The following is a 10,072-nucleotide window of genomic DNA, read 5'->3' on the forward strand; positions in this document are numbered from 1 at the left end:
GGATCGGGCGCGAGGTGCGGCTCAGCGACGGCCAGCTGACGCTGGTCGAATAAGCGCGGCACCGCGTGCCTGAGCCGCGACGCGCGACTCAGCGCACCGGCGTGCGGACTATCCCGTCGACCTTCAACGTGCGCCGGTCGTGCGCGGCTTCGTATTCGACCGTCTGCGCGGGCGTGACCGCACCGTACGAACGGCCGTTCACATAGACGGTGCCGTCCCGCAGCTCGACCCGGTCGCCGTTGACCGTCGCGGTGGCCCGTTCGCCCTGCAGCACCGCGCCCGAGCAACCGGCGGTCGAAAAGCTGCGGACCGACGTGCCCGGCATCGCGGCGATCCCGCCCTGATCCGCCGCATGCGCCGCGCTGCAGGGCGGCGCATCCATGCTGCCGGCAGCGTAGGCCGCGCCGGCGCTGATGCCGCATCCGGCAAGCAGCGCAATCGTCATCGGCTTCAGATTGTTCATGGTGCACTCCGTTGTCCGCGGCCGCGGATCGATGACCGGCCGACGCCCGTGCTCATATGGCTGGCAGGCCGGATGCACCGAGTATGCGTCCAGTTCGCGGCACGCCGCCATCCGCGCCAGTACCACTGACTGCCCGCCCCTCTGCTCCCGCTTGATCCGCGCCGACGCCGGCCTCCGGAAGCGCCCGCTCGGCACGGCCCGTCCGCATGAAATTCCCCCTTGATCAAGTTGCGACTCGCAACTATTATTGATTGCGATCCGCAACCTTTTCAGGCCAACCATGGACCTCATCGACGCTCCCGCCAAGCCTCGCGAAGCGACCATCCTCGAGCTGCGCGACTTCTCCCGCAAACTGGTTCGCGAGCTCGGCTTCATGCGCGCGACGCTGGCCGACAGCGACTGGGCGCCTTCGGCCGTTCACGCGATCCTCGAGATCGGGACGGCACCCGGCATCAACGCCCGCGATCTGGGCAACATCCTGCGGCTGGACAAATCGAACACGAGCCGGCAACTCGCGCGGCTCGAGGCGGCCGGCGTCGTGGAACGGCGCGTGTCGAGCGACGACGCGCGCGCGACCGAGCTGTACCTGACCGCCGATGGGAAAAAGCTCCAGAAAAGAATCGACACCTTCGCAACCGATCAGGTGTCGAATGCACTGCGCCGCATGGTGCCGGCCGACCAGCAGGCGCTGCTGCGCTCGCTCGCGCTGTATGCCGATGCGCTCGCGCAGGACAACGCCGCCAAGGCGCCCGCCGCCGCACCCGATGCGCCGTCGATCTGCGAAGGCTACCAGCCGGGCTGCATCGGCGATATCGCGAGCCTTCACGCGCGCTTTTATTCGGAACACTGGGGCTTCGGCGCCGTTTTCGAAAAGCGGGTGGCGACCGAGCTGGCCGAGTTCGCCGGTGCGCTGCCGGCCGACGGCAAGGCGCTTTGGCTGTGCCAGGAAGACGGCCGGACCCTCGCGTCGCTCGCGATCGACGGCGACCCGGCAACGGGCGTCGCGCACCTGCGATGGTTCATCGTGAACGACGCGTTGCGCGGGTCCGGCATCGGGCGCCGGCTCATGACGGAAGCCATGCGCTTCGTCGACGCGCAGCGCTTTCGCGAAACCTACCTGTGGACGTTCAAGGGCCTGGATTCGGCGCGCCATCTGTACGAGTCGTTCGGCTTCACGCTGACCAGCGAATCCGCAGGCACGCATTGGGGCACCGAGGTGGTCGAGCAGCGCTTCAGCCGGCCCGGGCCGGCCCGCGACTGAGGTTCGACGGGGCGTCCCCGTCTTCACGGCGCATGCCCCTATCGTCTGTCGACACGACCTTCCCGCCCGGCGTTGCGCGATGCGGGCGAAGCACCACGCCGGGCGCCGTATGACCACCGGCGCCATGCGCGCCCCCGCGATACCGGCCTATCGACTGGCCGGCCTTCTCCGCTTGGCTTCAGCGGCCGGGAAGACCCGCGCGCCGAGAAAATCCACCAAGGCCCGGACCTTCGGCGACGGGTGCTTGCTCGCGGGCCAGAGCACGTAGAAGGCGCCGGTGCGCTGCGCATATTTGGCCAGAACCTCGCACAGTCGACCGTCCGACAGCGGCTCCTCGATGGCGAATTTCGGCAGATACGCGATGCCCAGGCCTTGCAGCGCAAAGCGCACGCGCGTCTCGATGTTGTTGCAGATCATCGACGTGGGCAAGTGCAGTTCGGGCTCGCCCGCGGCGCGACGTAACTCCCACGGCTCCAGCTTGCCGGTACGAGGAAAGCGGTAGTGCAGACAGGCGTGCCCCGGCAGATCGGCAGGCACCCTGGGCGTGCCACGCTGCGCCAGGTAGTCGGGCGAGGCCACCAGAACCGAGCGGAAGGAACCGAGTTTTCGGGCGACGAGGCGTGAGTCGGTCGGCTCGCCCGCCCGGATCACGACATCGAAACCTTCGTCGACCACGTCGACCAGCCGATCGGTGAAGTCCAGATCCAGTTCGATCTCGGGGTATTCGCGCATGAACTGACCCAGTACCGGCAGCATCGGTGAACTCACCATCGGCAGGCTGACGCGCAAGCGGCCGCGTGACGCGGCCGTCGCATGGGAGAGCTCCATTTCCGCGGCTTCGACCTCGGCGAGGATGCGGCGGCTGCGTTCCAGAAAGAGCGCGCCTTCGGCCGTCAGCGTGACGCTGCGCGTGCTGCGGTGAAACAGCGACACGCCCAGCTTTTCCTCCAGCCGCGCCACGCTCTTGCCTACAGCAGAGGCGGAAACGCCCAGCAGCCGACCCGCCGCCACGAAGCTACGCGTTTCCGCGACCTGCACGAACACCACGAAGCCGCTCAGGCTGTCCATTCCCCACCTCGATTACGGACAGAAAGTTCCGCATAGAGCGGAACTATAGCCCACTTTTTCTTTAATCACGGCACCCCTAAGATCCCGGCTTTGACCCGCCACGAAAGGACGATCCGTGATCTCTCACGCTGTTTCCCCCCGCATCCGGGCGCATCGCCTGCATGCCGTCTCATGCAACACCAGCCAGTCATCCATCCTGCGCCGGAACGGGCCCATCGCCGACTGGAGGCAGTGATGACAACGACTGCTTCGAGCGTCGCCGCCATCGCATTTCGCCGGCAATCCACGCTGGCCGATCCCGACTGCCTTGTCGATGTCGAGATCGCCTGTCCGGCACCCGGGCCCCATGATCTGCGCGTTGCCGTCCGCGCCGTTTCGGTCAATCCCGTGGACACCAAGATTCGAGCGGGACAGGTGGCCGCGCCCGCTAGCGTCCGGTGCCTGGGCTGGGATGCCGCAGGAATCGTGGAAGCCGTGGGCGAGGCCGTCACGCTGTTCCGGCCGGGCGATGCGGTGTATTACGCCGGGTCTTTCGACCGGACCGGCAGCAACGCGCATTCGCACCTGGTCGATGAACGCATCGTCGGACGTGCGCCCGCGAGCCTGAGCTTTGCCGAAGCGGCGGCGCTGCCCCTGACCGCGCTGACGGCCTGGCAACTGCTGTTCGATCGTCTGGGCGTGCCGCCCGGCAAGCCGGCCGGCGCGGGCAGCCTGCTGGTGCTCGGTGGTGCCGGTGGCGTCGGCTCGATGCTGATCCAGCTCGCTCGCCGCCTGACCGGACTGACGGTGGTCGCCACGGCCTCGCGCGCGCAGAGCCGCGACTGGTGCCTGGCCCTGGGCGCCCATCACGTCATCGACCATCGCCAGCCGCTGCCGGCACAAGTCAGCGCGTTGCCGGTGCCACCCATTACGCACATCGCGGCATTGTCGAATACGGCCGAACACTGGGCGGAGTTGGCAGAACTGATTGCCCCGCAGGGCCGGCTGGCCATCATCGACGACCACGACACACTCGATGCCGTGCCGTTCAAGGCCAAGAGCGTGTCGCTGCATTGGGAGATGGTGTTCACGCGCCCGCTGTTCGGCACGCCGGACCTGATCGCCCAGCACCGCATCCTCGACGAAGTGGCTGCCCTGGTGGATGCGGGTGTGCTGCGTTCGACCGTCAGCCGCGTGCTGGTTCCGCTCGACGCGGCGCAGTTGCGGGAGGCGCATCGTCTGGTGGAAGGCGGCGGCATGACCGGCAAGGTCGTGGTGGCACGCGCCGCGGAAGACACGATGAAGTAGATCAAGGACACCGTGCGATGGCTGCCGTTATCAACGGCGTCCCGTCGCCCGGTTTCCGGCTCGCCAACCGGGCCGCGACAGCCTGGGAAACGACGTGTCGGGGCGCGACCGGGGCAGCAGGCCGTCGAATATTCTCATCACTTTGAGCCTGTCCTGACCGGCAAGGCAGTCTGGTTCGCGCGCTTCTCCCGCCCTCGCCCTCGCGCCACGCGCGTTCATCGGCCTTCGAATCACTAGGGAAAATCCGGAGACATCCTTACAGCGATTTACCTGATGATTCACGGGAGCGTCATTTTCAGGCGATTCGGCGGTCTACCAAGCTTTCAGTTCGCGTCACGAAGCCGATGCCGCCGTGCGGCCAACGCGATGACCGAAGCCCGAAACGGCAGTCGCTGGCAAACCGTCAGGTGTTCAATACTTTCAACAACCCGGTCGAGAGTAATCGTGAGATTCCGTGGCCCGCTGGTGCGGTGGAGACGAGGCGATGCGCGACACCTGCGCGCCACGCTCGCGTCCTCCGACGACCGTGACGGCGGGCACAGTCCTCGCCTGTCCCTGTCGATCTACACCATCCTGTCCCGCCGTTCCGTTCGCCGCCACAACGCCGTCGCCGCGCGTGCCTACGTCGCGATCCATACCGACGACGTGGCATCGTTGCTGCCTTAGCGCCCCCTTTCCCCTGCATCCGTTCGACCGGCTCGCCGTGTCGCCGACCGGTGACGGGCCCGGCCCGCACTTCGCTTCCACGCGGTCCGGCCCGATATCGAACGGACTCCTGATCGTCGTGCACCACGCTCGCTCACTGCGAGCGGTGGTCACGCACGCCCGCTTCATCCGATGAACCCTCGCGCAACGACCCGCGCCTCGCGGCTCGACGCGCGCACCGAAATGGAAGACTTCGTCATGCGAATCCGCACGCTTCGCCGCGCCCTTTCAACCGCCGCCATCCTGTCGGCCGCCGCGGCCGCCGGCACGACCGCCCACGCGGCCGGCGAACTGAACATCTACAACTGGTCCGACTACATCGCACCGGACACGATCCCGAACTTCCAGAAGCAGACGGGCCTCCACGTCCGCTACGACAACTACGACAACGACGACACGCTGCAGGCGAAACTGCTGTCGGGGAATTCCGGCTACGACATCGTCGTGCCGACGTCGAACTACATGGCCAAGCAGATCCAGGCGAGCGTCTATCAGCCGCTCGACAAGTCGAAGCTGCCGAACCTGTCGAACCTCGATCCGCTGCTGATGAAGATGGTCGCCGATGCCGATCCGGGCAACCAGTACGGCGTGCCCTGGGCATACGGCACCGACGGCATCGGCTACAACGTGCAGGCGGTGAAGAAGGTACTCGGCGACAAGGCGCCGGTCGACAGCTGGGCGCTGGTGTTCGATCCGGCCAACATGGCGAAGCTGAAGAGCTGCGGCGTGTCGTTCCTCGACCAGGCAGTCGACGTGTTCGCGGCCACGCTGCAGTACATGGGCAAGGATCCGAACAGCACGAACCCGGCCGACTATCGCGCCGCGTTCGAGGTGCTGAAGAAGGTGCGCCCGTACATCACGCAGTTCAACTCGTCGGGCTATATCAACGATCTCGCGAACAACGACCTGTGCGTGTCGCTCGGCTACTCGGGCGACGTCGGCATCGCACACCGCCGCACCGCCGAAGCGAAGCGCCCGTATGAGATCCGCTTCGCGAATCCGAAGGAAGGCGGGTTGCTGTGGTTCGACATGATGGTGATCCCGAAGGACGCGCCGAACCGCGACGCCGCGCTGAAGTGGATCAACTACGTTCAGGATCCGAAGGTCAATGCGGGCATCACCAACGCGGTGTTCTACCCGACCGCGAACAAGGCCGCGCGCCAGTACGTGAAGCCCGCGATCGCGCGCGACACGTCGGTGTATCCGGCCGACGAGGTGCTGAGCAAAATGACCCTGCTCAAGCCGATGCCGCCCGAGATTCGCCGGCTGCAGAACCGGCTGTGGGCGCAGTTGAAGACGGGCCGCTGAGCCGCGCGCCGAGGTAACGAATCGTGCCGCCGGCGGCTTGCCCGCGCCGGCGGCACGGTTGCCTCAAAAGCGGCGACGGCGCGCGCCAGCGCTCTGACTGCGTGAACTACCGCAGCACCTGCGCCTGCGCTTGCTCCGCCGAAAACGCGTCTTCCACGAAGCGGATCACGTCGTCGAGCGACGACGTGCACGCGGCCCCCGCCGCGAGTTCGCGAAACGCACCGTCCGGCCCGAAGCAGACGAGCGGCTTGCGCCAGCGCTGCGCGAGCGCAATCTCCTCGGCCGTGCCGTGCCCACCCGGCAGCGCGACGATCAGGTCGCTGCTCAGCACGTTCACGTAGTTGCGGTTGATCGTGTGCGGATCCGCGTCCGGCTCGCGGCGCGGCAGCGGCGTGAGGATCGGGATGTCGACGAACGGATGCGGATAGCCGTCGAGCGGCACGAATCCCGCGAGCGGATCGGCCTGCGTCGGCAGGATGCCGATCGATCGGCCCGCCCGCCCGGGCACGCCGGCAAACGCGCGCGCGACCGCCAGCATCACGCCCTGCCCGCCGCCCGTCAGCAGGTTGAAGCCGGCCTGCGCGAGCCATGCGCCGAGCGGCGCCGAAAACGCGAGCCACGGCTCCTTGCCCGAGCCCATCACGCCGATCGTCCTGTTCTTCTGTTGCATCGTGGTTTCCGGTGAAGTCGTTGGGTGGCGCGCGAGCGCCGCGCTCATTCGAGCTCGACACCCTTGAGTTCGGGAATCAGGCACAGCGTCGCGACCATGTCGAGCACGTAGAGGCCGGCGAGCAGCGCGATGGCCGTCTGGAACGAGTAGTGCGCGGCCAGCGCGCCGACCGCGACCGGGCCGAAGCCGCCGACCGCGCGACCAATGTTCCACAGCACGTTTTGCGCGGTGGCGCGTGCGGCCGTCGGATAGCCTTCCGACATCAGCGTCCCGTAGCCGCCGACCATCCCGTTGACGAACATGCCCATCAGCGCGCCGGCCCACAGCATCGCGGTCGGGTCCGACAGCCGCGCATACGCGATGACCGTCACGACCGCGCCGAGCTGGTACAGCAGGAACGTCGGCTTGCGCCCGATGCGGTCGGCCAGCTGCCCGAACACCCAGACGCCGATCATCATCCCGACGACCGTTGCCGCCGTCCACAACCCCGACTTCGTCAGCGAGAAGCCCATCTGTTTCGACAGGAAGGTCGGCAGCCAGATCATGATCCCGTAGTAGCCGAAGTTCTGGACCGAACACAGGATCACGATGCCGACGCTCGTGCGCGCGGTGCGACCGTCCGCGACGAGCAGGCGGAATGCGTTGGCCTTCGGCTGCGTCGCGCGCTGCACGAACGCCTCCGGCTCGTGCAGCTTGTTGCGCATCGCCCAGGCGAGCAGCGCGGGCAGCACGCCGACCAGGAACATCCCGCGCCAGCCGATGTGCAACAGCAGGAACGGCGTCAGCAGGGCGGCCAGCAGCACGCCGGCCTGCCAGCCGAGCGCGACGTAGCACGACACGCGGGCGCGTTTGCTGGCCGGCCACGCTTCCGCCGCGAGCGCCATGCCGATCCCGAACTCGCCGCCCAGCCCGATGCCCGCGATGGTGCGGTAGACGAGCAGATCCCAGAAGCCGCGCGCGAACGCGCACAGCCCGGTGAAGATCGCGAACAGCAGGATCGTCCAGGTCAGCACGCGCACGCGGCCGTAACGGTCGCTCAGTGCACCGAACACGATGCCGCCGGCGACGGCGCCGATCAGCGTCCAGGTGACCAGCGCGCCGCCCTGCCCGGGCGTCAGTTGCAGCGCCGCCGTGATCGCGGGCAGCATGAAGCCGAGAATCAGCAGGTCGAAGCCGTCCATCGCATAGCCGATCGCCGATCCGGCCAGCGCTTTCCACGCGTACGCGCCGACCTGCTCCACGCGCGGGGCCGACGGGCCGCCGAGCGTCGAAGATTTCATGTTTGCTGCCATGGTGTCCTGCCACGATTGTCCGGCGACATTCTAAGGCCTGTGCCCGCGAGCAAAGTCCCGGCGCGCGCGCCAGCGGCGGCGGTCCGCGCATGCGTCAGCGCCCGCTTGCGCAACGGCAGGCGGGAATCGGCGGGTAGTGAATGGGGGAACGGTGAGCCGGTGTCGGCGGCGAACCCGGCGATGTCGCGGTCAGGCCGGACACCGGATGAAAAACAGCATGCTGGCGGGGTGTTGCCGGCCGGCCCGCTTGCGCGAACCGGACGGCGCCGGGTGGCCTGGCGGCCCGGCCGGCTTCAGCTCTGGTCGTCTCCGGGCCACCAGGTCTTGGCCTCACGGTCGACGACGAGCGTATCGAGATCCTTGCCTTCGAGCCATTTCGGCCGCGGGCCGCGGCCCGACCATGAGCGGCCGGACGTCGGATCGTAGTACTTGGCAGGCGCCTTGCGTTTTCGCTGGACGATGTAGCCGAGCGCGCTCAGCACTTCCTGCTGCGAGATTCCCAAAAGCTCGACCTGTTCCTTGAATGCCGCGAGCGCGGCCTGCTTCTCCTTCTGCTTCGCATCCGACAGCTTGATGTTCAGGTCCCGAAGTTGTGCTTCGAGTTCCTGCAGGGCCTGGGTCATGTATTCATCCTCTTTGGGCATGTTTTGGCAAAAAGCTCCGATGGCGGAACCTACCATGAAGTTCCACCAATAGGGGCTGTCAAATGAGTGAATCGTTTGCCTGAGCCGGCATGGCTTGCGCGATACGCACTAAACGACGTCGCGCGTCAATCAATGACCGACAAGGCTGGGCCGGCAACACGCAGCGCGCCATCGACGAAGGCACGGCGTACGGCTGCGGCAAGTCAAGCGCCGCACCATGGCACTGGCGCGGCATGGCGCGAATGATAGCAGTGCGGGGAGCCGTATTGCAGAAGTCGTCGACCGGCGTCGATGCGAATCCGGCCGCTTACCGGCCGACGTCGCGCGCTTCCCACGCGATCCGGTCGAACAGCGCGCGCAGCTTCGCGCCGCGCGCCGCGTTCAACGCGGCCGCATGTGCGACACGCCCGGCGAGATGTGCGCGGAAGTCCGGATGCGCGTCGCGATTCTGCGATGCCGGCCCGCTCCGGATGCAGTTGGTCAGGATGGCCTTCAGGAGATCGAACTCATCGCGCGCCAGGTTCGGATGACGATTGACGACCACGCCGGCCAGTTGCTGCCGGCTGCCGCGTCGCATCACGCGCGTCTTGCGCAGTTGCAGCGCGAAGCCTTCGTCGAGGGCGATCGCGGCGACCCGGAGCTGCAGCCGCTCGACGTCGCGCGCCAGCGTGCCGCCGCCGGAAAAGGCGAGATCGTCCGCGTAGCGCGTGTAGGTGGCGCCGAGCGAACGCGCGAGCGCGGCGAGCCGCATGTCGAACCGGAACGCGCTCAGGTTCGCCAGCGCCGGCGACGTCGGCGCCCCCTGCGGCAGATGCCGTTCGCGATAGCGCTGGCGGCCGATCCAGTCGAACCGGTCGCGCAGGTCCGGCGCAAGCAGCCGCGCGGACGGTACGCGGTTGGTGCACAGCCCCGTGAGCGTGCGCGCGACTTCGGCCGGATACCCGAGCGTGACGAATAGCGCGTGAACGCGTGCGGCGTGTATCGATACGAAGAAATCCGCCAGATCGAAACGGACGACGACATCGCGATCCGCATGCGGCGCGGCGAACGAGACGATCCCGTGCCCCTTGCGAAAACCGTGTGCCGCACCGTGCGGCGCGATGCGATCGAGCAGCCCGTGCAGAATGCGGCGCTGCGCTTCGCGCAGCCGGCCCTTCGGAATCTCGACCAGGCGGCACCCGCCGCTGCGCTTGTCGTGCGCCACGTACGTGTAGTGATGCAACGGCGTGGCGCCGCTGCGCGCGTCGACGCGCCGGTGGTCGGACAGCCAGTCGAGTTCCGGCGCGCTCACGCCGAGCCAGCCGGCAAGATCGCCGGGCGTCGCCCATTGCGGCACGTCGCAGCCCGCGAGCAGTCTCTAATACACATCTGACG

The 10,072-nt window shown here is 67.5% G+C and carries 9 protein-coding genes and 1 pseudogene; 4 read left to right on the forward strand and 6 right to left on the reverse strand.

Features of this window, described 5'->3' with window-relative positions:
- Positions 1-88: 88 nt before the first annotated feature.
- Entirely contained in the window at positions 89-463 is a 375-nt protein-coding gene (locus tag JYJ84_RS19175; RefSeq protein ID WP_122950113.1) for a sugar ABC transporter ATPase, read from the reverse strand.
- 280 nt (positions 464-743) lie between these two features.
- Here JYJ84_RS19175 and JYJ84_RS19180 point away from each other — a divergent pair, with 280 nt between their 5' ends.
- Entirely contained in the window at positions 744-1,724 is a 981-nt protein-coding gene (locus JYJ84_RS19180; RefSeq protein ID WP_122950114.1) for a helix-turn-helix domain-containing GNAT family N-acetyltransferase, read from the forward strand.
- Between the two features lie 147 nt (positions 1,725-1,871).
- Here the strand turns inward: JYJ84_RS19180 and JYJ84_RS19185 are convergent, their stop codons facing one another.
- A complete protein-coding gene (locus JYJ84_RS19185) occupies positions 1,872-2,792 on the reverse strand; it encodes a LysR family transcriptional regulator (protein ID WP_122950115.1) in 921 nt (306 codons plus the stop codon).
- A gap of 234 nt (positions 2,793-3,026) precedes the next feature.
- Between JYJ84_RS19185 and JYJ84_RS19190 the strand changes: the two genes are divergently transcribed.
- From JYJ84_RS19190 to JYJ84_RS19200, 3 genes are all read left to right on the forward strand, one after another.
- Positions 3,027-4,079 carry a zinc-binding alcohol dehydrogenase family protein gene (locus JYJ84_RS19190; protein ID WP_175223474.1) on the forward strand — a complete coding sequence of 351 codons (1,053 nt, stop codon included), beginning with the start codon at positions 3,027-3,029 and terminating at the stop codon, positions 4,077-4,079.
- Positions 4,080-4,544: 465 nt separating this feature from the next.
- Complete coding sequence (locus JYJ84_RS19195; RefSeq protein WP_374102113.1) at positions 4,545-4,745, forward strand: hypothetical protein; 201 nt, start codon at positions 4,545-4,547, stop codon at positions 4,743-4,745.
- Positions 4,746-4,982: 237 nt separating this feature from the next.
- A complete protein-coding gene (locus tag JYJ84_RS19200) occupies positions 4,983-6,092 on the forward strand; it encodes a polyamine ABC transporter substrate-binding protein (RefSeq protein ID WP_174959998.1) in 1,110 nt (369 codons plus the stop codon).
- 106 nt (positions 6,093-6,198) lie between these two features.
- On the opposite strand, the gene JYJ84_RS19205 is transcribed toward JYJ84_RS19200, so the two are convergent.
- The 4 genes and pseudogenes from JYJ84_RS19205 to JYJ84_RS19220 form a co-directional block, all read right to left on the reverse strand.
- Positions 6,199-6,810 carry a DNA-binding protein gene (locus tag JYJ84_RS19205; protein ID WP_175223475.1) on the reverse strand — a complete coding sequence of 204 codons (612 nt, stop codon included), beginning with the start codon at positions 6,808-6,810 and terminating at the stop codon, positions 6,199-6,201.
- Positions 6,807-8,054, reverse strand: coding sequence for an MFS transporter (locus JYJ84_RS19210; protein WP_122950118.1), 1,248 nt, complete (start codon positions 8,052-8,054; stop codon positions 6,807-6,809). The genes JYJ84_RS19205 and JYJ84_RS19210 overlap by 4 nt, the downstream gene beginning before the upstream one ends.
- A gap of 293 nt (positions 8,055-8,347) precedes the next feature.
- Positions 8,348-8,677 carry an H-NS family nucleoid-associated regulatory protein gene (locus JYJ84_RS19215; protein ID WP_175223476.1) on the reverse strand — a complete coding sequence of 110 codons (330 nt, stop codon included), beginning with the start codon at positions 8,675-8,677 and terminating at the stop codon, positions 8,348-8,350.
- 328 nt (positions 8,678-9,005) lie between these two features.
- A pseudogene (locus JYJ84_RS19220) lies at positions 9,006-10,049 on the reverse strand (reverse transcriptase family protein); the annotation flags it as partial.
- Positions 10,050-10,072: the final 23 nt, after the last annotated feature.

It is taken from the genome of Burkholderia sp. LMG 13014 (genome assembly GCF_905232215.1).
In the GTDB taxonomy this organism is placed as follows: domain Bacteria; phylum Pseudomonadota; class Gammaproteobacteria; order Burkholderiales; family Burkholderiaceae; genus Burkholderia.

Excerpts from the sequence above, each read along its gene's own strand:
- JYJ84_RS19175 (WP_122950113.1), bottom strand. The coding sequence starts at position 463 with ATGAACAATCTGAAGCCGATGACGATTGCGCTGCTTGCCGGATGCGGC.
- JYJ84_RS19180 (WP_122950114.1), top strand. The coding sequence starts at position 744 with ATGGACCTCATCGACGCTCCCGCCAAGCCTCGCGAAGCGACCATCCTC.
- JYJ84_RS19185 (WP_122950115.1), bottom strand. The coding sequence starts at position 2,792 with ATGGACAGCCTGAGCGGCTTCGTGGTGTTCGTGCAGGTCGCGGAAACG.
- JYJ84_RS19190 (WP_175223474.1), top strand. The coding sequence starts at position 3,027 with ATGACAACGACTGCTTCGAGCGTCGCCGCCATCGCATTTCGCCGGCAA.
- JYJ84_RS19200 (WP_174959998.1), top strand. The coding sequence starts at position 4,983 with ATGCGAATCCGCACGCTTCGCCGCGCCCTTTCAACCGCCGCCATCCTG.
- JYJ84_RS19205 (WP_175223475.1), bottom strand. The coding sequence starts at position 6,810 with ATGAGCGCGGCGCTCGCGCGCCACCCAACGACTTCACCGGAAACCACG.
- JYJ84_RS19210 (WP_122950118.1), bottom strand. The coding sequence starts at position 8,054 with ATGGCAGCAAACATGAAATCTTCGACGCTCGGCGGCCCGTCGGCCCCG.
- JYJ84_RS19215 (WP_175223476.1), bottom strand. The coding sequence starts at position 8,677 with ATGACCCAGGCCCTGCAGGAACTCGAAGCACAACTTCGGGACCTGAAC.